At 61.7% G+C, this 22,711-nt stretch carries 15 protein-coding genes and 2 pseudogenes; 10 read left to right on the forward strand and 7 right to left on the reverse strand.

Going from position 1 to position 22,711, the window contains the following annotated elements:
* The first annotated feature begins 27 nt into the window (after positions 1–27).
* Together HF916_RS01490 and HF916_RS01495 are read left to right on the forward strand one after the other, a co-directional pair.
* Positions 28–855, forward strand: a complete 828-nt coding sequence (locus HF916_RS01490) for an alpha/beta fold hydrolase (protein WP_168787554.1) — start codon at positions 28–30, stop codon at positions 853–855.
* 862 nt (positions 856–1,717) lie between these two features.
* Positions 1,718–3,100 carry an IS4 family transposase gene (locus tag HF916_RS01495; protein WP_168787387.1) on the forward strand — a complete coding sequence of 461 codons (1,383 nt, stop codon included), beginning with the start codon at positions 1,718–1,720 and terminating at the stop codon, positions 3,098–3,100.
* Positions 3,101–3,161: 61 nt separating this feature from the next.
* Here HF916_RS01495 and HF916_RS01500 read toward each other — a convergent pair.
* A pseudogene (locus HF916_RS01500) lies at positions 3,162–4,323 on the reverse strand (RNA-guided endonuclease InsQ/TnpB family protein).
* A 455-nt stretch (positions 4,324–4,778) separates the two neighbouring features.
* Entirely contained in the window at positions 4,779–6,245 is a 1,467-nt protein-coding gene (locus tag HF916_RS01505; protein WP_168787555.1) for a UvrD-helicase domain-containing protein, read from the reverse strand.
* Between the two features lie 403 nt (positions 6,246–6,648).
* Between HF916_RS01505 and HF916_RS01510 the strand changes: the two genes are divergently transcribed.
* Positions 6,649–7,698, forward strand: coding sequence for a helix-turn-helix domain-containing protein (locus HF916_RS01510; protein ID WP_168787556.1), 1,050 nt, complete (start codon positions 6,649–6,651; stop codon positions 7,696–7,698).
* On the opposite strand, the gene HF916_RS01515 is transcribed toward HF916_RS01510, so the two are convergent.
* Both HF916_RS01515 and HF916_RS01520 read right to left on the reverse strand, forming a co-directional pair.
* Positions 7,699–8,148, reverse strand: coding sequence for a polysaccharide deacetylase family protein (locus HF916_RS01515; RefSeq protein WP_240975285.1), 450 nt, complete (start codon positions 8,146–8,148; stop codon positions 7,699–7,701). It abuts the gene before it with no gap.
* Positions 8,145–9,185: a glycosyltransferase gene (locus tag HF916_RS01520; RefSeq protein ID WP_240975286.1), complete on the reverse strand. Its 1,041-nt coding sequence runs from the start codon at positions 9,183–9,185 to the stop codon at positions 8,145–8,147. Before HF916_RS01520 ends, HF916_RS01515 begins: the two co-directional genes overlap by 4 nt.
* Positions 9,186–9,312: 127 nt before the next feature.
* Between HF916_RS01520 and HF916_RS01525 the strand changes: the two genes are divergently transcribed.
* Entirely contained in the window at positions 9,313–10,446 is a 1,134-nt protein-coding gene (locus HF916_RS01525) for an IS701 family transposase (protein ID WP_168787557.1), read from the forward strand.
* A 210-nt stretch (positions 10,447–10,656) separates the two neighbouring features.
* On the opposite strand, the pseudogene HF916_RS01530 reads toward HF916_RS01525, so the two are convergent.
* From HF916_RS01530 to HF916_RS01540, 3 genes and pseudogenes are all read right to left on the reverse strand, one after another.
* Positions 10,657–11,467, reverse strand: a pseudogene (locus HF916_RS01530) (IS5 family transposase).
* Between the two features lie 747 nt (positions 11,468–12,214).
* Complete coding sequence (locus HF916_RS01535) at positions 12,215–12,727, reverse strand: SulP family inorganic anion transporter (RefSeq protein ID WP_168787558.1); 513 nt, start codon at positions 12,725–12,727, stop codon at positions 12,215–12,217.
* A 320-nt stretch (positions 12,728–13,047) separates the two neighbouring features.
* Entirely contained in the window at positions 13,048–13,263 is a 216-nt protein-coding gene (locus tag HF916_RS01540; RefSeq protein WP_168787559.1) for a hypothetical protein, read from the reverse strand.
* 296 nt (positions 13,264–13,559) lie between these two features.
* Between HF916_RS01540 and pgaA the strand changes: the two genes are divergently transcribed.
* Genes pgaA through HF916_RS01570 form a run of 6 tightly spaced genes read left to right on the forward strand, consistent with a single transcriptional unit; the run spans position 13,560 to position 22,638 of the window.
* A complete protein-coding gene (pgaA, locus tag HF916_RS01545) occupies positions 13,560–15,620 on the forward strand; it encodes a poly-beta-1,6 N-acetyl-D-glucosamine export porin PgaA (protein ID WP_168787560.1) in 2,061 nt (686 codons plus the stop codon).
* A gap of 6 nt (positions 15,621–15,626) precedes the next feature.
* A complete protein-coding gene (gene pgaB / locus HF916_RS01550; RefSeq protein WP_168787561.1) occupies positions 15,627–17,669 on the forward strand; it encodes a poly-beta-1,6-N-acetyl-D-glucosamine N-deacetylase PgaB in 2,043 nt (680 codons plus the stop codon).
* A gap of 45 nt (positions 17,670–17,714) precedes the next feature.
* Positions 17,715–19,055: a poly-beta-1,6-N-acetyl-D-glucosamine synthase gene (gene pgaC, locus HF916_RS01555; RefSeq protein ID WP_168787562.1), complete on the forward strand. Its 1,341-nt coding sequence runs from the start codon at positions 17,715–17,717 to the stop codon at positions 19,053–19,055.
* Between the two features lie 15 nt (positions 19,056–19,070).
* The gene (locus HF916_RS01560; protein WP_168787563.1) at positions 19,071–19,520 is read left to right on the forward strand and encodes a hypothetical protein; all 450 of its coding nucleotides are present in this window, start codon (positions 19,071–19,073) and stop codon (positions 19,518–19,520) included.
* A 50-nt stretch (positions 19,521–19,570) separates the two neighbouring features.
* Positions 19,571–21,400: a glutamine--fructose-6-phosphate transaminase (isomerizing) gene (gene glmS / locus HF916_RS01565; RefSeq protein WP_168787564.1), complete on the forward strand. Its 1,830-nt coding sequence runs from the start codon at positions 19,571–19,573 to the stop codon at positions 21,398–21,400.
* 8 nt (positions 21,401–21,408) lie between these two features.
* A complete protein-coding gene (locus HF916_RS01570; RefSeq protein WP_168787565.1) occupies positions 21,409–22,638 on the forward strand; it encodes a hypothetical protein in 1,230 nt (409 codons plus the stop codon).
* Positions 22,639–22,711 lie beyond the last annotated feature (73 nt).

Below are 22,711 nucleotides of genomic sequence, written 5' to 3' on the forward strand. Positions count from 1 at the left end.
ACGCAGGCGGCGACTAAGGAGTTCACCATGACACAACAAAGCGATCCGGAAATCGGCCAGCGGATTCGCGCGGCGGGCCTGGAGACGAATTATCACGACGTCGGCGCCGGCGAACCGGTGCTGCTGATTCACGGCTCCGGGCCCGGCGTGACCGCGTGGGCGAACTGGCGTCTCACCATGCCGGCGCTCGCGCGCACGCGCCGCGTGATTGCGCCGGACATGGCCGGCTTCGGCTACACCGAGCGCCGCGCCGGCACGCTGTACGACATGGATCTGTGGGTGAATCATCTGGTCGGTCTGCTGGATGCGCTTGACATCGAGCGCACCGATCTCGTGGGCAACTCGTTCGGCGGTGCGCTTGCGTTGGCGATGGCGGTGCGTCATCCACAGCGCGTGCGCAGGCTGGTGCTGATGGGTGCGGCGGGGGTGCGCTTCGATCTCACACCGGGGCTCGATGCTGTATGGGGATATGAACCGTCAGTGGAAAATATGCAGAGCATCATGAAGGTGTTCGCGTTCGATCGTTCACGCCTCACGCCAGAGTTGGCGGAGTCGCGCTATCGGGCAAGCATTCGGCCCGGCTATCAGGAGTCGTTCTCCGCGATGTTCCCGGCGCCGCGGCAACGCTGGGCGGATGCGCTCGCATGTCACGAGCATCAATTGGGTGACATCCGCCAATCGACGTTGATCGTGCACGGCCGCGACGATCAGGTGATTCCGCTCGCCAACTCGCTGCGCCTGCTCGAACTGATCGGTCCATCGCAGTTGCACGTTTTCGGCCAGTGCGGACACTGGACGCAGATCGAACATGCCGATGCGTTCAATCAGTTGGTCGACAATTTTCTGGCTGACTAGAGAAGCTTGCGGGTTGGTCGATCCACTGCGCGGCGAGGCGGGCACTCCCAGACACCTTCGGGCAGCTGGGAGTGCAGTGTGTGTAACGCCGTTCAGTCAGTGAGTTCGTCCTGCCGACAGGTTGGGGTTGAATCTCGACGGCGCATCCACGTTCATGTCGATTAGTGGATCGCCTAGGCGAAACACTCGCGTCGGCGACGCTTCGGTTTTTCTACGTGGGACAGGCATCTGGGTATGTACCGCTGCAGAATCAGTGGTTGTTTGCAATAGACAGGCTCGACTGAAGCCTGGCGTACGGACCGGACTCAGTCGGTAACCACATGAGAGACGTAGATGAAAACAACAATAAAAAAAGGATCCGGAGATCGGGAGAGCCTTATACGCCTCGAACAGCCGAGGACGCGATTGCTCATCTCGAACGGATCCTGTCAGCGGATGGCGCAGATTCATTGTTCAGCCGGACCTACTGGTGCGGACGTGTTCGGCAAGTGAGCGCTACGCGAGGGCTGACTCCGCAGCAGCGGGCAAGGCTTGAGAGACCGCTTGAGTCTCTCCCTTCCCCGGTTCGGGGCGAAGAGCTCTCGTAGTGGACCCGTACCTTCAGCGCGTCGAATGCCGGTTGGAAAACGTCGCTGGTTGAAGCCCACATCTTGGCGGGCGCATTGCGTTGGGGCCTCGCCCGTCAGCGGCCATTCGTTGAGTGCGGCACCCGATGGGCAACGGATGACTGCAACGGTCGAACACTTGCCCTTGACATCCTCCCCGCCCTAAAGGCTAAGGATTACCCACATCTCGATCATCGCTTGTAAACTGCGCTGACCGATGTTAACTTGAGCGCGTTCATGGACCGGAATGAACCGCATTGTCTGCAACGGGTGATTTCGATGACTGGGCCAGCGAAGAATTCGGCGCGGCGGCGCTGGGCGACGCCCGCCTGACGCAGCGCCTCGTTGCGCTCGCGCGACGGCTGGCGGAGAGCCCACAGTGTTCGTTTCCACAGTCGCTGGACGGGGCACAACTGAAGGCTGCCTATCGTTTCTTCGACAACCCACGGATCGACACCAACGGCGTATTGGCCAACCACATTGGGCAGACGCTGAACCGCATGCAGCAGGTCCCGGTCGTCCTGGCCCCGCAGGATACGACTGAATTCAACCTCATGCATCTGCCGGCGACGCAGGGACTGGGCCACGGCACGAGCAGTAATGTGCACGGATTCATGCTGCACAGCTTGCTGGCCGTGACACCTGAGGGCCTACCGCTCGGGGTGCTGGGAATGAAGACGTGGATTCGTGCACCCGAGGAATCCGGCAGATCGAAACAACGAAGGAAACGACCTATCGAGGAGAAGGAAAGCGTCAAGTGGCTCGAGGGCCTCGAGCATCTGGCATCGGTGAAAGCGCGCTGCCCCGACACCCACATCATCGGCATCTCCGACCGCGACGGCGATGTCTACGATGTGTTCATTGCTCCTCGGCCAGTGGGCGTTGACTGGCTGGTACGTGCAGCCTGGAGCCGCCGCGTTGCGCATCCGCAGGCATATCTGTGGGACGCCGTTGCGGCAGAGCCCGCTGTGGGCGAAACGGATCTGCTGGTGCCGACCCGGAATGGAAAAACACCGACACGCACTGCGCAATTGACGGTGCGTTGCAAGGCGCTCCGGTTGCGTCCGCCGCGCAGCCGTCAGCACGATAAGTTGCCGGATGCCGAGGTGTTTGTGATCCACGCGCTGGAGACTCAGCCCCCCGAGGGCGTCGAGCCGATCGAATGGATGTTGCTGAGTTCGGTGCCGACACTGACCTGCGATGACGCACTCGAACGTTTGGCGTGGTATGCCCGCCGTTGGACGATTGAATCGTGGCATCGCGTCCTGAAGAGCGGGTGTCAGATCGAGGCCCGACAATTCGGCCACCTGGATCGCTTCGTGCGCGCCACGGCATTGTTTGCTGTCATCAGCTGGCGCATCATGTACGCGACGCTGCTGGCCCGCCTTGATGGCGACCTGTCCTGCGAAGTGCTGCTGCAGCCACTCGAATGGCACGCGCTGTATTGCCGGATACACGGCACTACGCAATTGCCGGCCGAACCGCCAACGCTCGCGCAGGTGGTGCTCTGGGTTGCAAAGCTCGGTGGTTATCTCAATCGCAAGCACGACCATCCCCCTGGACCAACCGTGATGTGGCGTGGCTTTCTCGCACTGCACGAGAGCGCGGTCATGTATCGTATCTTCCGGCAAAACGAGTAGCCTACGTCGGAATCAAATCAAGAGATGTGGGTAATCCTCAGCCTAAAGGACGGGGATTCCTTCAACCCCAGGCCGCGATGGCGCTAGTAGTCTCGGCGGGTTCCTGCTTCGACGGGCGGCCTGACTGCGCCATCCCTCCACAGGCAATAACGGCATGTCCTGCCGCTAGAATGTTGAGCGCGCCCACGTGATCGGCATTGTTCCCGTATCCGCATGACACGCAGGCGAACAGCGCTTGCGTCTTGCGGTTTTCCTTCGAGGCATGCCCGCAACACGGACAGGTGCGGCTCGTGTTCTTCGGATCGACCGCGACGAGATATCCGCCGTGCCATGCCGTTTTGTACTCCAGCTGGCGGCGGAACTCGCCCCAGCCCTGATCGAGAATCGACTTGTTAAGACCGGACTTCGCGCGCACATTGCACCCTGGTGCGTTTGCCGTACCCTTTGCTGACTTGCTCATGTTGCTGATTTTCAGGTCTTCGAGCGCAACCATTGCGTGGTTTTTGCTGAGCGTGCTCGAAGCCTTGTGCAGAAAATCATTGCGTGCGTCTGCGATACGCGCGTGACTCTTCTGGATGCGGGCCTTCGACTTTTTCCAGTTGCTGCTGCCTTTGACCTTGCGGGGCCATCCGGCGTTGATACTTTGCCAGGCGCTGTTCGTGCCGGCGGAAGCTGGCGAGCGGCGCGATGAAACTGCCATCGCTCAGGGTTGCGAACCGGGCCACGCCCACGTCGATACCGACGGCGGGGCCATGCGGAACCGGCTGCTCTACGTCACGCTTCGTCAGGATCGACACACACCACTTACCCGCGCGCAGAGACACGGTGGCAGAGCGGACTTCGCCGGGCACCATGCGACTGTTGCGGTAGCGGATATAGCCGGGCTTCGGAAGCGAAATACGGCCGGTTTCGCGGTCCAGCCTGATCTGATTCCTGTCGGGGTACGTGAACGCGTCGCTCACGCCCTTGCGCTTGAAACGCGGAAAGTCGGCGCGCTTCCCGAAGAAGTTTACATATGCGCGCTCAATGGCCTTCAGGGCGCACTGCTGCGTGTGGACTGGCGCATCTTTGAGCCACGGCGTTTCCGTGCCATTGCGCCATTCCGTGAGCCGCTTCGCCATCGGCACATAACCGATGAACTTCGCGCCTGCGGCGTGATTCTCTTTCTGAACTGCCAGCGCCTTGTTATAGACGAACCGGCACGCGCCTGCGAACTGGCGCATCTTGCGCGCCTGCCCGCCGGTCGGCATGAGTTCGAATTTGAAGGCCTGAAGGCGTTCCATGGCGAGCAATCCTATACCGGATTCCCCTGGTTTACCAGGGGGAAAGTGCCACGTTGTTTACGGGCTACAGAAGGACGCCGTTGGCGTCCGCGCTATCCTTCCCCAGGCTGAACCCCGGGGTTTGACGCGCATTCCGATCAAACTGACTGTACTAACAACCGTCGCACCTTGACAACGGTCCTTGCGGCAGTGCCATGTTGAAGGGCAGAGGTGGGTCGATTTGGTGCGATCATAAATGTTGATAACGTGCTTTGTTTTTCAGTTTCGTGAAGCTACCGCGTAGATGTCGGTCCGTCACGGTGAGATACGGGGCACGAGGTATATAGGTGGTGACCCACCGACGGCCACACAAAACATCGCCGTTGAGCGTCTCACTGCGGAGCACGCCTGTGCGGTCACCGACGCGAGTTGAACAGCCGGATAAGGTCCTCGCGTAGCTCGGAGATGTCCAGTACATGCTGTGCGCGCGTCACGGCCACGTAAAGCAGGCGCAACTCGTCCTCGTCGAGCAACAGGCGCCCGTCAACCGTCTTGAAGCGGAAATCGTTGGCTACCTTCACCCGTTTCCATTGCAGCCCCTTGGCGCGGTGCACGGTCGAGATCACGTAGTCGGCGTCTGCCGCGGGCGTAACTCGTCGCGCCAGCTCCCGAAGATAGCCGGTTCCACATTCGTCGACGATTCGAACGATCGGCAGTAAGTCGCGCCCTACTGCGCTTCGGGCAAACGATTGGGCGTCCTTCCATGTTTCGAACAACGAAAATGCCGTTGGCCGGAAAGCCCGCCTGCCGGCCAGCAACTGATCGGCGCCGTCTGCAAACGCCACAATTTCAGCGGGATTCATCCGGATCGCCGGCTTATAACCGGCTTCGACGCCCGCAGCCAGTTGCCAGATGGCCGTCACGTTCTTTCGACACAAAATGGCATCGACGGGCGGAGAGACATTATGGTCGTCCACCAGAATTGAACCGATGGTGTCCTGACCGCGAATGGGTGTGCGCTCGTCAAGCAATCCCAGAATACGGCTGGCGAGCGCAGCGACCATGGGTCCGAAGCGGAAGGATTCGGTTAGCGCACGCTCTGGCGCGTCGATCTGAGCCATTGCATTGACCGCGCCGCGCCATTCATAGATTTGCTGGTAGGGATCGCCGACGTAGATGATCTGCGCGTGGCGCTGGAGGCCAAGCACCGCGAGCATGACGCCATCGCTGTCCTGCGCCTCGTCGAACAGGATGAAGTCCGCATCGATACGCGGTTCTGTCTGCGCCCAGACTTTCAGATAGACGTCCGGCGCAATGGCGCTGCGCCCGCGTGGGTCAGTGCTTTCATTCCACAGACGCACCACGTAGGGAAGCAACGATTCGCGCAGCCAGTCGGCCGCCTTTTCATGTACCTTTTCGTCGACAGGGATGTGGGAAGCCTCCGGCCGCAGCTGCGCCGAGCGGCAAAACCTGCCCAGGCCGTCGGCAACCATCCGACCAATTTCAAACGGCGCGACTTCGACGGTTTTGCCGGTGATGGTCGGCACCTGTATCGGTCCGAGCCCAAAGCGGGCAGCCAATTCGTGCGGCGGCTCGCCCGGGACGTTCAGGCGCGCGGTCAAGGCAGGTGCAACGGATGCATACGCGAGCGAATGCACCGTGCGCGCGCTGACATTGGACGGAAAGCCGCGACGCGCGTGCTCGGCGATTTCCTTGTTGAAGGCGAGATAGCTGCCGCGTTTGCCGGCGAGATGATCGGCAATCAGCCGCAGCGTCGAAGTCTTTCCCGCGCCCGCATATGCCTTGACTTTCAGGTCGTCCCCGCCAAGAACCGCATATACGACCGCGTGCTGTTCGAGGGTGGGCTTGAACGAATGGGGCATGGCATTTGAGGCTGAGCGAAGATGCCCGTAGTGTGCCCGAAAATCGCCGATGGCCAAACTGCTGCGCGGCAACCGATCGCCGTGTTGCCGGCAGCGCGACGGCCGAATCCCAATCACGACCTACCTTGGGGGGGCGATTTATGCGTCACAGCATGAGACCCAATTCGGCCATGAACGGACACCCGCCTGAAGGGATCGAACGACCAAAGAGCTTTCGGCTCAAGACATTCAAAAAGTCCGGCATGATGCGGTTGCGATGCCAGCGGGGATGATTCATTCTTTCTTTAGACCTTCAACGCGCATACCTGGTCGAGAAACCTTCAAGCCTTCCCGAAATTTGGTTTGGATCGTATATAAATATCGGACCGCGATGCGGCACAACAAACGTTAATTTGCGACGACGATGGGCAAACTGATAGACGATCTCCCTCTTCCAGACCGAAGGGCTCTTGCCGTCAAGCTTCTGCTGAAAGGCGTGGGGATTAGCGAAGTATCAAGAGTGGCTCAACTGAGCCTTCCAACCGTGAGCAAATATAAGAACCTGGTTGAGAGGGGCGGGCCGGAGGCCCTAGCTCACCTTCGCATCCACGGGGGCGTCCCGCGACTGGATAGTGCTTCGGAAAGCTGGCTCGTTAGCGCTATCAAACACTCACCAGGCCTTTACGGCTATCCGGGGCCGACCTGGACCATAAGCCAGCTGCGGGAAGTGATCTTCCAGCGCCTGGGCATCCAGTTTTCATTTTCGCATGTCGGTTACCTCGTTCGCAGTTATCGCCTCGCATACCGACTCGGCTATTCGCCGTCAAGTAAGGCGTCTCCCAATCCTGCTCAGAAATCGCGGGGTGGCGTATATGCTGCTCGCCGAGCGATCGCTGCGAGGATGCTGCTAAATGGAGACAGTGTCGAGATAGTGGCTAAAACGCTCGGCATAGGCGTGCCCACAGTTCGAAAATATAGATCCATGGTATGTGCCGGTGGAATTGACGCTGTCGAAGAGCTTAGGTCATCCGGGCGCGAAGCGACGCTTTCCGCCGCAGACCTTGATTGGTTACGCGGAAAATTGGAGGCCAATCCTACTGCGCACGGTTTCGAAACCGAACTGTGGAGGAGCGGGGATGTTCAAGAGCTGATCAAGGAAAAGCTCGGCATTTACCACTCACACGGTCACGTCAGGACCATCGTCGGAAGGCTTGGGCTGGAACACCGGATGCGACCGCCAAAGCAACGCACGGAGAAAAAGCGTCTGACGATCGATGAGGGAGTGCTGGCGTGGGTTGCCGCTACACTGAGGGAGGCGCCGCGAGCACACGGCATAGACGCTGACAACTGGACAAACGCGCGTTTGCGCACCGCGATTCGTCAGCGGATCGGCGTCGATTTTACGCGCGGATACATCTTGAAAATTGCCATCCGTGCCGGAGTGGCAGACCTGCTTACAAGACGCCGTAGCTGATCAATTCATCTTGGTCCTGCGCCTATCCGTGTGGCTGTGAAATTCGAAGGTACGGGCTTCGCGCATCGCATCGATCTCCGGCCGGCGAAGAATGGCGGGATCGGGTTCACCGTTTTCGATCGCCACCTCGCCGCCCGAACGCGCGTGCGCACGCACCGGCCCTTCGCCGATCCAGCTCGTGACCAGAAAGCACAACGCGGTCAATCCGTGCCCTTTAGAACCGGATGCGCCGAGATAGCCGTCGTCGAAAGTCAGCACGACGGCCTTCTTCGGCAAGGGCTCGCCCGCCAGATAGGCCGACAGTTGCGCGCTGCCGATGGTCGTGTAACCCGCGCCGGCCAGATACGCCATTTGCGCGGCAAAGTGTTCCGGCGAGACGGTGATCATGCCTGGCGACGTGCTGATGTGGTGATACATCAGCACGGGCACCGCGCGCGCGAACTTCGTCATGCCGCCGCCCGCCGCTCGCCGTAGTAAGTGCGCCCGGCATAGATGCCGCGCATGTAGCAGTCGATGGTCTCGTTCGCCATGACGTCCACCGTGAAACGGCTATCGGTCTTCAGACGCGCGGCGAGCCCCAGGCGCGCGCGCAGCGGCGCATCGTCGATCAGACGCGCGAGCGCGCTCCGCAATGAATCGATGTCATGCGCCGGCACGAGCAGGCCATTCACGCCGTCGTCGATCAACTCGGGCACGCCGTCGACGCGCGTGCCGATCACCGGCAAACCCACCGCCATCGCTTCGATAAACGATTGTCCGAGCGCTTCCTGATGAGTCGGCAAAACGAACAGGTCGCAGCCGCGCAGCACGTTGGTAATGTCCGTGCGAAAGCCCAGCAAATGGATGCGATGCGACAACCCCATGCCATCGACAATCGCCTTGATCTTCTCGAACCACACGCCGTCCCCCGCCATCACGACATGCAGATTGGGGCGCTCGGCCAGCATCGGCCTGACGGCAGCGATCAGATCCTCGTGGCCTTTCTTCTCGCGCACGATCGCCACCATGCCGGCGACCACCGCATCGGCGTCCAGCCGGAGTTCATCGCGCAACGTGGAGCAGGTCGCCGCTTCCGGCTTCAGGATGCCGTCGTAAATCGTCTCCACGCGGTCTTCCTGCACGCCCGCGGAGATCAGGTAGTTACGCACATGATGGCTGACCGCGACCACGCGATGGGGAATCCAGTTGTACGTGGCAAGCGACGTAATCGGCAACGCCAGATGCCGCGTGCGCACGATGAACGGCGTCCCCGCGAGCCGCCCCGCCATGCCGGCGACGAGGCTGTCATGGCCGCTGTGCGTATTCAGCACATTGAAGCGACGACGCGCGAGCAGCGACCGGATCGTAAGCATGGAGCGCAGATCGGCGCCGGCCCGCATACGCGCGTGATGCACGGCAAAGCCATCGGCACGCGCTCGCATACCGAGGCGCGCGTCTTCCGGACACACGAGCTCGACGTTATGACCCAACGCCCGCAACGCGATCATTTCCTTGAGCGTGCGAACTTCCTGGCCTCCCCATCCCCGCGACGATTCGCTGTGGAGAACACTTAGTACTACAGCCGTAGATTTTTTACTATACTAACAATATTTAGTACTACTACATGAGAAAGCGATGCATTCGACGGCGATAGCGTGGGAGCGTGAACTGGAGGCGCTACATCAGCGGCTCGGAGAACTGTTCAGGCGACCCGAGCCCCGACATCGGTCTCTCGCTTACCTGAAGGGCCTGCTGGGCACAGTCGAGCGCAAGAACGGCTGGCAACTCGCCGAATGGATCGGCGAAGCAACGCCTGATGGCGTGCAGCACCTGCTCGAGCGGGCGCAATGGGATGCGGATGGCGCGCGCGATGTGCTCCGGGAGTACGTCGTTGAACAACTGGGCGAGCGCGACGCGGTGCTGGTTGTGGACGAGACCGGCTTCGTCAAGAAGGGGCAGCACTCGGCCGGTGTGCAACGCCAGTACAGTGGCACCGCAGGCCGTATCGAGAACAGCCAGATCGGCGTGTTCCTCTGCTATGCCGGTCGCGGCGGCAGCGCGTTTATCGACCGCGAACTGTATGTGCCCAAGGCGTGGACCGATGACCGTGTGCGCTGCGAGGCAGCGGGCATTCCCAAGGCGGTGGAGTTTGCAACGAAGCCGCAGCTCGCGCGCAGCATGCTTGAGCGGGCGCTGGACGCAGGTGTGCCGTGCGGCTGGGTCACGGGTGATGAAGTCTACGGCGGCGACCGTCACCTGCGGCTGTGGCTCGAGTCGCGCGGCCAGTCTTTCGTACTGGCCGTCGCGAAGAACGAACCCCTGTGGTGGCAGGGTCCCGACTACGTACGGTCCGACCGGATCGCCGAAGCCTTGCCGGCACGGGCATGGCGACGCCTGTCAGCAGGTGCCGGCGCCAAAGGCGAGCGCCTGTATGACTGGGCGTTGACTCCGCTGTGGCGTCTGCAGATCACCACAGAAGAGCGCCGCTTCGGGCATTACCTGCTGGTGCGGCGCAGCCTGGACGAGCAACGCGAGCATGCGTATTACGTCGTATACGCCCCGCGCAGCAAAGCCACACGGCAAACCCTGGTCAACGTCGCGGGCCGCAGGTGGGAAATCGAAACCGGCTTCGAGGCAACCAAAGGCGAATGCGGGCTCGATCAATACGAGGTACGCCAATGGCAGGGCTGGTACCGTCACATCACGCTGGCGCTGCTGGCCCATGCCGCGCTCGTCACCCTGCGGGTGCGCGCCAAAAAAAACACCTGAAGATTCGGTGCCGCTCAGTGTGCAGGAGATCCGCCGGCTACTGTGCCGCCTCCTATGGCGCGGAGCTCACTCCATCGAGTACGTCCTGGCCTGGTCGGCATGGCGGCGCAGGCACCAGTACCGCGCCCAGCAGTGTCACTACCGGCGCCGCGGCTGCGTACCTCCTGCTTTGTTTTATCTACGGCTGTAGTATTAGAAGCTGTTGCGAAATTAGTTAAACATTGGCTTGAGTCGCGTCCAGCAAATCAAGGCACAAGCCAGAGACAGGAAGGCTTCATGGACATGGGCATAGCGTTCGTAGCGAATCTTCAGGCGTCGGAACGAGTGAAGCCAGGCAATCGAGCGCTCGACTGGCCAACGCGTTTTACCCAGGCCACTGCCATGGGGCGAGCCAATCTTTGCGAGTACCGGCGTGATGCCGCGTTCTCTCAAACGCTGCCGGTGCGGTTCCGAGCTGTAGCCCCGGTCGCCCTGAACGATTTGCGGTTTATGCAGTGGACGTCCCCGCTTGCCGCGAATGTGTGGAATGGCATCGACGAGTGCATCAAGCTGGGTGACGTCGTGACGGTTCGCCCCGGTCAGGATGACCGCGAGCGGGAGGCCTTTCGCGTCGACGATGAGGTGGTGTTTGCTGCCGAGCTTGCGCCGGTCCGTTGGATTCGGGCCGGTTTTTTTCCCGCCAGCATCGCGCGAATCGACGAGCTGTCCACAAGCACTCGTGACAGGTCGATTTCGCCACGACGACGCAGTTCGGCCAGCAACGTTTCGTGGATGCGTTGCCAGACTCCTGCTTCTTGCCATGCTACGAGCCGTCGCCAGCAGGCGGTGCCCGAACCGCATCCCATCTCTTGCGGTAGCAGGTTCCACGCAATGCCCGAGCGCAACACGAATACGATGCCGGTTAGAACGGCTCGGTCCGGTGTCGGTTTCGACCGGCATATTGGCGATTGCGCGGTGCTCGCGCAGGCAGCAGCGGTTCGATGAGTGACCACAATTCGTCGTCTATCAGTTCTTTCGGCATCGCTTCCTGTCAGGCAAAACAAGACAGTAAGTTAACACCAAGTCGGAGAAGTTAACAGCCCCAAAAATTAATTTCGCAACAGCTTCTTAATGCTTTCATGCGCTAACTGCCTCTGGCAACCATTTTTTTATTGTCGGGAGTTGTGCTCGTAACGGTTCGTAATATCTATTCTGGAGCGGTCCGCTCTAGAGTCAAGCCGCAGGTGCTCGCAGGTTCTACGGCGGCCACTGGCCCTCACCGAGGCCATCGAATAGTTCCCGTTGACGAAAGTGCAATAGATCGGGCCAGCGAAATTGTATCTGTTTTTTACGGAAACTTGGGGTCGCCCGAGCTGTTTTGCTGGAACCGAGGGCCGGATAGAAGAATGTGACCGGGCAAAAAACGTTTGACACCGTACGGTTGCGTTTTGCGTCTGATTGAGGAGGGCACAGCAGGAGCGCGCCCGTGCGGTGCTCTCATCAAACGCCCTTGACACGACGTGGTAGCGAACCAAAATCGGCGCAGATCCATACTGCTCAAGACGTTAGCCACATCCGGAGTCTGTTTCGGGCGCGCCGCGACGGCCCCGTGTCGGCGCGGGAGCAGACATCGGCAGACCTCGCCTCAGCGACTCAAACGGGTCGACCAGCGACAGTCCCCTGCTGCGCTGGCCGGCAACGCGCCTGCTTGTATGTCGCGAACGAAGCTCGATCCTGCTTTGATGATTCTCGGATCAACTGTGCGACGGTAGCTTCTCCGAGAACTTCATTAGGCGGCACACCTAGGCACGCCAGCCGAATCGGTCACTGCGTACACATAGCCGTAGAGCAATGCGGTCGCGACCGTCGCGGCGACGACCGGGCTTAGCACGCCGGGCACCCTGGGCGCCCAACGCCGGCACACCAGAATGATCGCGAGCGAGCGCGCGGCGACAGCGAGCGCCGCGCTACCGGCTCGCAGAGGGCGAGTGGTGGGCTGCATACTTGTGGAGCGAGACAATACACAACGTGCACAGGGCCGCCGGTCACGAAAATCCGAGCAGTTTGACGACTGACTTATGGCGATCGCCGACATGAGGCCGTTCAGATTGCCGTGACGGATCGGTGTCGAAAGCAGATTCGCCACGAAGCCGAGCTTGATGAGGCCGACGAGTGCGCAGGGTATCCCCGAAAGCAACGCAAGAGCGCCGGCGAGCATCACCGCGTGTGTGCCGCCGCGATGCGCGAGCGGCGTCACCGCCACGACAATCAGCGCAACAAGCGCGGAGTCCGGCCCCAGCACGAGGATGCGGCTCGGCCCGAAAGCGCGTATGCGATCAGTGCAGCGAGCAATGCGTACAGGGCCGTCCGGCACGGCATGCCTGCCGCCTCGGCATAGGCCATCTAGGCGCGCATCAGAATAAAGCCGAAACCCAACGCACGAGCCGGCCGTAACAGACGATTTTCTCGCTCCCATAGCGAGCGGCGTTTACCACATGCGAACGCGTCGCTGCGAAGAGGGCGGTGCAAGTGTTGCGCCACAACTTGCGACAAACGTTCCAGAAGTGTATCGCCGCGCTCGTGCATGAGAGGTACCGGCTTATTCCCTTTCAGGATCGATTTTCATTCGGTTTTTCCAAGCGTCAAAAGGGCGCCGACGCGATGCAGCGTTTCCGCCTCACGCATCATCATCGATGCATGACGGACGCGCTGTATCACGTTTGAAACACTGCGGACTTGTATCGAGATTTCACAAGCCGGCCATTGCCGCGCTTGGGCCTGCGTCGAACAAGCCGTCCGTTTCTTCTTACTATTCGCGTCCTGACGATGTTTGACCATGTTGTGGCATTTCACTGATGAAACGTATTTAACTGATCATAGTTGCGCTGCAGCATCTTTCAGCAGTCGAATGGTTGTCAGTGAAGGATTGCGCACCTCCTGGCACGGACTTCGCTAAATGCCTCGGTGTGCAAGTGGACCGCGGTCGTTGCGACCGCAGGGACCGGACGCCGGATAAGACGCTGAACTTCCACGCCGCACGCCAGACCTTCGGGGGTCTCAATGTTCTTCATGCGCCATTTGCATGGCGCATGGCCTCGATTTGTCTGAACGTCGGCACCGACAAACGAGGGACCATGAAAAAGAAATGCTCCAGCCGACGCAGGCACGCGGCAGTCAAGGCGACAGCCTTGCTGCTGCTGCTGCTGATGCGTGACTACTGCGCCGCGCAGCAATCCGCTGCGTCCGAGGCACCCCGGGACGTTGCAGAAGAGACCATCGCGAAAGGAACGGTTGCGCAAGGGAAGGTCATGTCAGAACGCGACCAGCTTCGCAAACGCGTCTTCGAAGAAGCCACCGCAGGCGCGCCGCAACTTGCGTTGCAGGAGGCGCGTGCCAGTGCGGACGCTTTCTCGGAACATGATCTCCTGCAGATCGAAGCGCTCGTCGTCGAAACCGAAGTGCAATGGGGACGTCAGCAATCGCTGGCCACGGACGAGCCCGATCGTCTTGCGCAAACCGGAGCCGCGCTTCACCACATCGACGAGATGCTCAGCCGCATGCCGGCCGGCGAAAACTACGACGACGTGCGCCGGCCGGTACTCGCCGAACGTGTCGCGGCACTACAAGGCGTCGGTCGCATGAAGGAAGCGACCGCGCTGTACGAAGACCTCGTGCACTCGTCGCAACCGCTGCCCGCGCGTACCTACGCGGCAGCAGGTGATGCCTACACGTATCTCGACGAGCCGCGCAAGGCCGCGCCGGCTTACGAGCGCGCGTTGCAGACGCCCGTCGAGCCGCTTACGCCGTCGCTCGAACCGCACGCTCTCAAGCGCATCGACGTGCAGGAAGGTCTCTTCTTCGCCTACCTGGACGCGGGACGTTACGAGAACGCGCAGCAACTGCTGAAGTCGATCACGGCCAGCACGCCGATTCGCGCGGATCTCGCCGAGCATCCGGAAGACGTCAACGAAGACTACGGCCGTGTGAAGAAGCTGCAGGCGCAGTACCTGCTCTACACTGACCGCACGCGCGAAGGCGTTGCGGCGCTCGACGACCTGCGTCACGAAGCGCCGTTCGATCCCGCGTTGATCAGTGCACGAGCGGATGCAACGCTTGTGCAGCAGCGTCCCCATGAAGCCGCGAAGGTCTACGCGGGCACGCTCGTCGATCATCCCGGCGATCTTGAAACGCTTGCGGGCCTCGGCAAGACGGCGTTGGAACTGAGCCAGTACGACCGCGCCGCGCAAGTCAATGCGACGTTCGGCGACCGATTCCCCGACAGCAACACGGTGAAGACGTTTCAACGTGATTTTGAGGCGTACAAGAGTCCGCAACTGATCGTCGCGGCGAATGGGCAGAAGGGCAACTCCGTCATCGCGGACAACGACTGGGGCGTCGATACGCAACTCTACTCGATGCCGATCGCGAACTACTGGCGCGTATTCGCGCATCAGTTCAGCGGGCGCGCGAACACGGGTGATGGCAACAGTGTCAGCCGTATTCGCAACGGCATCGGCGGCGACTTCCGCTTTCATGGCATCGATGCAGCCGTCGAAGTCGACCACTCGACGGGACCGCAGGCAAAGACGGGCGGCGCCGGCAGCCTGAGCTTCGAGCCCGACGACCACTGGAAATTCTCGGCGGGAGTCGACAGCAACAGCAACACGATACCGTGGAAAGCGTATCAGGCGGGCGTGACCGGCCGCGCGGCGACGGGTGATATCCGCTACAGCGTCGACGATTACCGCTACTTCGAACTCGGGTACGGCGCCTCGCGCTACAGCGATTCAAACCTGAACCAGGCGTGGGTGGCGACGTGGTATGAGCGCCTGATCAACACGCCGAGCCACCTGGTCGCGACGTGGGTCGAACTGAACACGAGCAGCAACACGCTCACGAACACCGCGTACTTCAATCCCCATCGAGACCTGACCGCGCAGCTCACCGCGATGTACCAGTGGACCTCCTGGCGCAACGTCGACCAGTCGCTCGCAAACCGCGCCTATGCGACTGTGGGCGGCTACCGGCAGACCGACATCGGCACCAGCCTATTGTGGGAGGTTCGCCTCGAACAGCAGTGGCAGTTTAGCGCACATGCGTCGCTTGCGTATGGGATCGGCGTATCGAGCCAGCGCATGGACCGCTCGCGCGACACCAGCAAGCTCATCTACCTGAACCTGAACATCCCTCTGTAGGCCATCATGGACAAATTCAATCGCAGACGCTTTCTTGCATTTGCAGCCGGACTAGCCGCGGTTCCCGCCGCGCAGGCCCGCCTCGCGCTTGACAGTTTGCCACCGCCGGACGCCGACGACGGTCTCACGTTTCGTGTGCTCGCATTCCATGACGTGCGCGACGACCTCCACGCGGACGTGTCAACGGTCGCAGACACCTGCGCGATCAGCACCGCAACGCTCAGCACGATCTTCGCGTGGCTAAAGGCGAAAGACTTCCGCCCGGTCAGCGTCGACCAGATCGTCGCATCACGCAACGGCGGCCCGCGCCTGCCGCCGCGCGCCGTGCTACTCACCTTCGACGATGCATATAAAAGCCAGTACACCCGCGCATTCCCGCTGTTGCAGCAATACGGTTATCCGGCGCTGATCGGCGTGGTGACGCGCTGGACCGATACGCCGGTCGGCCAGCCGGTGCGGATCAGCCATAAGTCTGTTATGCCGCCCGACTACTTCATGAGCTGGAACGACCTGCGTGAAATGGCGCAATCGGGTCTCGTCGAAATAGCGTCGCACACGCACGACATGCACCACGGCGCGCTCGCGAATCCTCAAGGCAACGAACTGCCAGCAGCCAGTGCGCATCTGTATCACGCCGACCTGAAACGTTACGAAACTGACCAGGAATATCACGCACGCGTGCAGAGCGACCTGCAGCACAGCGTCGATCTGATCCGGCAGAACACGGGCGTTACCGTGCGTTCCGCGGTATGGCCGTACGGCATGTACAACTCGGCGCTGGTCAAGGCGTCGCAGGCGCTCGGCATGGCCGTGCACTTCACGCTCGACGACGGGCCGAACACACCCGACGTGCCACTTACGCAGATCAGGCGTCTGCTCGTATCGTACGACTGGGACGTCGGCACGCTGATCGCGCAGTTGCGTTCGTCGCAATCGTATCGCGGCGAGCACAATCCGGTGGAGCGCGTCGTCAACGTATCGCTCGACGAGATGTACGATCCGGACCCGCAGAAGAGTGAAGAGAAGCTTGGGCGGCTGCTCGACCGCATCAAGGATCTCGAACCGAAGTCGGTGTATCTGCAGGCCTATTCGGACCCGGACAACACCGGCGTGGCGCGCGCGATGTACTTCCCGAACCGCCACCTGCCGATGCGCGCTGATCTGTTCAACCGTACGGCGTGGCAACTGATCACGCGCGCGGGCGTGCAGGTTTACGCTCGCATGCCGCTGCTCGCCTTCGAAGTGCCGCCGCTCCATCCGGCCTCGGGCCGTCTCGTCAAAGTCGCGGCGGGCAGCCCGGATGCCGCGCTCACTGCGCGCATGCCGCGGCTCAGCCCATTCGATCCCGTGGCGCGTGCCGTGATTCAGGACCTGTACGACGATCTTACGCGCTATGCGAGCTTTAACGGCGTGGTGTTCGGCGCGGACGCGACGCTCAACGCCTATGAAGACACGAGCGCTCCGGCGCTTGCCGTCTACCGGTCGTGGGGCCTTCCCGCCGACATCGCGCAGATCCACGCATCGGACGAACTGATGCAGCGCTGGGCCGCCGGCAAGACCGCGTATCTGAATGCGTTCACGAACCAGCTGGCCGACCACGTGCGCGCCTATCAGGGCGGTGGCAACGTGCTGATCGCGCGCACGCTGCCCGCCGAAGCCGTGTTTGATGCGAACGCGGAGCGCAACTTCTCGCAGAGCCTCGCGTCGTCGCTCACGAATTACGACTTCGTCGCGCTGGTTGCGGCGCCAGGCACCACCGGTGAACGGCCGGACGATGCATGGCTTGACTGGCTCACAAAGGCAGTGAGGAAGCAACCGGGGGCACTGGCCAAGACGGTGTTCGAATTGCCGGCCGTCAACGCTGAGACGCGACGCCCCGTCGAAGCGGGCGTGCTGCGCGCGCAGATGAAGCGGCTGAATGCGGCGGGCGTCGTGCATCTGGGCTATGGACCCGACGACTTCATCGCGAACCGGCCGGACACGACCGTGTTGCGCGACGTGATGTCGGTGCAAGGCACCCTGCGATCCAAACAGACAATGCTTGGCTGAGGGTCGGCTCAGGCCGCCACGCAAAGCCCACGCTAGAGGACAACAATGAAAAATGTGATGAACGTCATATCGAACTTCGTCTTTTACTATCCGCTCCTGATGGCGTATCTCTGGATGGTGGGCGGTTTGCTGCACTATCTGCTGATTGAACGGAGGGACGTGAACCAGACGACGGTCGGGCCGTTGCCGTCGTATCCGAAAGTGTCGGTGGTAGTGCCTTGCTATAACGAGGCGGACAACGTGCGCGAGGTGATCGCGTGCCTGGATCAGCTGAACTATCCGAACTACGACATAATCGCGATCAACGACGGCAGCCGTGACGAAACGGGCGCGATCCTGAACGAACTCGTTAATTTCTATCCAAAACTCCTGGTCGTGCATCAGCACCAGAACGAGGGCAAGGCGATCGGCCTCACGACGGCGGCGATGTTGAGCGATGCCGAGTACCTGATGTGCATCGACGGCGACTCGCTGCTCGACAAGGAAGCAATCGGCTGGATGCTGCGCCACTTCATCAACGACGCGTCGGTGGGCGCCGTGACGGGCAACCCGCGCATCCGCACGCGGTCGTCGCTGCTGGGACGCATGCAGGTGGGCGAGTTCTCGTCGATCGTCGGCCTCATCAAGCGCACGCAGCATATGTATGGGCGTTTGCTGACGGTGTCGGGCGTCGTGTCGATGTTCCGCAAGCGCGCGCTGCAGGAAGTCGGCTACTGGAGTTCCGACATGCTGACTGAAGACATCGACATTAGCTGGAAGCTCCAGGTGCAAGGCTGGCACGTGCATTTCGAGTCGCGCGCATTGAGCTGGATTCTGATGCCGGAGACTTTTCGCGGCCTCTACAAGCAGCGTCTGCGCTGGGCGAAGGGCGGCATTCAGGTGCTGTTCAAATATGCGGGCGCAATGCTGTCCCGTCGCAACATGATGATGTGGCCGATATTCCTCGAATACGCGGTCAGCATCGTATGGGCGTACTGCATGCTGTTCACGCTCGTGATGATGGCGGCGACCGCGATGTTCACGCTGCCTGAAACATGGCGCTTCGCGTTCGTCCCGCGCGGCACGGGCGTGCTGCTGTTCGCTACCTGCTGCGCGCAGATCCTGATCGGCTGCCTGATCGACCGGCGCTACGACAAAAACCTGTTGCGCTATTTCATCGACACCGTCTGGTATCCGGCCGCGTTCTGGGCCATCAGCATGATTGCGTCGGTCATCGCCTTGCCCGGCGTCGTCAGCCAGCGGCGCCGCACGCGCGCGCGCTGGGTCAGTCCCGATCGCGGCATCCGTTCGAGCGGCGCCGTGACGGTCGATTCCTCTCCGAGTTCAGGCGCTCAGACGGAGAACGGCGCCTCGCTCGAAGTTACTCAAGCTGGTCAACATTCCTGATAAGGGCTACACACAATGAACTTCCCCATCATCGATGTTTCGAAACAGTCCGTCGCCCAGTTCGCAACAGAATCCAGCAGGGGCAAAGCGTTGCGCTCTGTCGCGTGGTATCGCATCGTCCGGCCGGCGCTTGTGCTGTGCACGTGGGTGCTGGCGGCTGTCTACATCCGCTGGTGTCTTGCGAATGCGAGTCCCGAAGAGTTGTCGCTCGACGCATTCATGCCGGGCATCACCGGCATCGTGGCCGTCGCCGCGACCATGATACTTTGGACCTTCGGCCGCCAGATGGACGCGCTTAACACCGACCGCGTGCGTCGTATTCCCGTCAGCGTCGACGTGTCGGACGATGCGACGCGCGACCTTGCCGTCGGTCAAGCTGGCCGCTGCCTCGTCGCGTACCACGACGCCGCCGGCATGATCTCGCACATCGTATCGGTGACCGAAGTCGAGCGGCAGGCCGCCTGAGGGCGCAGCGCAGAAGATAACCCATAATCGAACGCATCACGGAGACCACCATGTGCGGAATAGTAGGAGCAGTGGCGCAACGCGACGTTGTCGCAGTTCTCACCGAAGGTTTGCGCCGCCTCGAATATCGCGGCTACGACTCGTGCGGCGTCGCAGTGTTGCAGCACGGCGCGCCGCGCCGCGTGCGCAGCGTCGAGCGCGTCGCGAACCTTGCGGCGCAGATCGAGGAAGCCCGACTGTCGGGCACGACCGGCGTCGCGCATACGCGCTGGGCGACGCACGGCGCGCCTGTCGCCGACAACGCTCACCCGATCTTTTCGCGCGACGAAATCGCGCTGGTTCACAACGGCATCATCGAAAACCATGAAGCATTGCGTGACGAACTGAAAGGGCTCGGCTATGCCTTCGAATCGGATACCGATACGGAAGTTATCGCGCATCTGATTCACTACACGCGCGAACAGGACGCGTCGCGCGATCTGCTGACCGCCGTGCAACACTCGTTGCTGCGTCTGCGCGGCGCATATGCGATCGCGGTGTTCGCGAAGAACGAGCCGGACCGCGTGATCGGCGCGCGTGCAGGTTCGCCGCTCGTGGTCGGCGTCGGCGAGCGCGGCACCTATCTGGCGTCGGATGCAATGGCGCTGTCCGGTACCGCGGAGCATTTCATCTTCCTCGAAGAAGGGGACATCGCGGTGTTGTCGTGCGACGGCGTGCGTATCGTGGATCGTGACGGTGCGAGCGTGCGGCGCGAGGTGCAAAGGCAGCACGCGAGCCGCTATGCGGCGGAACTCGGCCCGTATCGCCACTACATGCAGAAGGAAATCTTCGAGCAGCCGCAGGTGATCGCCGACGCGACCGAGCGCGTGCGCGCAATCGCGCCCGCGCTGTTTGGCGCGAAGGCGGAGGGCGCTTTCAGCGAGATCGATTCGGTGCTACTGCTGGCGTGCGGCACGAGCTATTACTCGGCGCTGACGGCGAAATACTGGTTCGAATCGATCGCCGGCATTCCGACGCAGGTGGAAATCGCAAGCGAGTATCGCTATCGCGAGAGCGTGGTGAACCCGTGCGCGATGGTCGTCGTTGTGTCGCAATCGGGCGAGACGGCCGATACGCTTGCCGCATTGAAGCACGCGCAACTTATCGGCCATCACCATACGCTCGCGATCTGCAACGTGCCGCACAGCTCCATGATGCGGCTCACGGAATTGCAGTACCACACGGGCGCTGGGCCAGAGATCGGCGTCGCGTCGACGAAAGCCTTCACAACGCAACTGGTCGCGCTGTTCCTGCTTGCGCTCACGCTCGGCAAGGAACGTGGCCACGTGCGCGCTGACCAGGAAGCGCACGCGCTGAGGCAACTGCATCATCTCCCGGCCGCGCTGAACAGCGTGCTCGCGCTGGAGCCGCAGATTGTCGCGTGGGCACAGGCGCTGGCGCGCAAGGAGCATGCGCTCTTTCTGGGCCGCGGTGTGCACTTTCCGATCGCACTGGAAGGGGCGCTAAAGCTGAAGGAAATTTCGTACGTGCATGCGGAAGCGTATCCGGCGGGCGAGCTGAAGCATGGGCCGCTGGCGATCGTCACGAACGAAATGCCCATCATCACGATTGCGCCGAACGATGCGCTGCTCGAAAAGCTGAAGTCGAACATGCAGGAAGTGCGCGCGCGCGGCGGACAACTGTTCGTGCTCGCGGATGCCGATGCGCAGATCGCGAGCGGCGAAGGCGTGCGCGTGATCCGGCTGCCCCAGCACTATGGGCCGTTGTCGCCGATCCTGCATGTTGTCCCGTTGCAGTTGCTCGCGTATCACACCGCCTGTTTGCGCGGCACCGATGTCGACAAGCCGCGCAACCTTGCGAAATCCGTCACCGTGGAGTGAGCCCCAGCATGCGGACGACATTTGCACTTCTCGTACTGGCGTCCGCATGCGGCGTCGCGATTGGCCTGGTCCCCTGTGCTTCGGCGGCCGGGGCCAAGGCAAAGGCCGCCAATGCGTCACGCGTGCCGACGGGCGATCTGCGCGCCTATATGCACGGAATCGGCGTGACGACCGACGCGCACGGCGTATCGACCGTGTTCTTCAGCAGCTCAGGCCTGCCGCCACGCGGCGCGGGCCGCGACCGTAACTGGACGCACGACGTGTACGTCGCGCGCTGGACGCCGCAGCGGGTGAACCTCGGCAAGCCGCATGTGTTCATCAGTCGGCCGGAAGCACAGGAGCCGGTGTCGGTTGCGCAGAACGACGGTGGCCGCGTGATGGTGACGTTCGAGGACGGATGGCATACGCCCAACGAGGTGAGCCAGCGTTATGGCGTCTACACATCGGATCTTCAGAGCGTGCGGCCTTATCCCGTCGACGTGTTGTCGGGCGGTCATTCGGGGCACGTCGCGGCGGTCGGCCCGCGCTTCGTCGTGTTCTATTCGAACGACTGGATTGACGGAGGCGGGGTCGACAATCTCGGTACCGGTAACGGCGTCTACGTCAAAACCTACGACGCGAACGGCGCGCTGCTCCAAGCGGCCGATGTCGCGCCGCGGGCGCGCGAGTGGTGGCCGATGATCGCCGGTTCGCCGACGCGCGCGCTGCTCGTGTGGCAACAATACGTGACTGGCGAGACGTTCGCGCGGCTCAAGGTCGCGACGCTCGATCCTGCGACCGGCGCTCTCGGCGCGTCGCACGTGATTGCGCCGCGCCTGCAGTACTACACGTATGCGGCGGCCTACGTGCCGTCCGTTGACCGCTTTCTGGTGGTCGCCACCGGGGGCGACCGCAAAGGCTTTGCGCAACTCATCGATCGGAACGGCGAGACGACCGCGACGCTCGCGTGCATGCCGGCGTCGGTGCGCGAAGCGGGCATTGCCCTCATCGGTGATCGTGCGTTTACGCCGTCACAGGATGGCCGGCTGCTGCATTTGCGGTTGACTGCAGCATCGATCGAACTCGTGGGCACGCAGCCGTCGCCGATCCAATGGACTTACACTGGCAGCGTTGGACTGGTGCGGTCGCCGACGCAATTGCACTGGGTCGCGACGAGTCCGAAAGGGCTGCAGGAAGCGGAGTTCGATCTGAATGCGGTGACGCCGGCGACGGCAGCGGATCGCTGTGGGACGCCGTAAAAAGGATTGATCACCGGCCGCAAGTTGCACGCGGCAGCAACCCTTCTTACCGATAAAAAATCGGGCGAGCGGC

This window comes from Paraburkholderia aromaticivorans (assembly GCF_012689525.1).
Taxonomy (GTDB): Bacteria; Pseudomonadota; Gammaproteobacteria; order Burkholderiales; family Burkholderiaceae; genus Paraburkholderia; species Paraburkholderia aromaticivorans_A.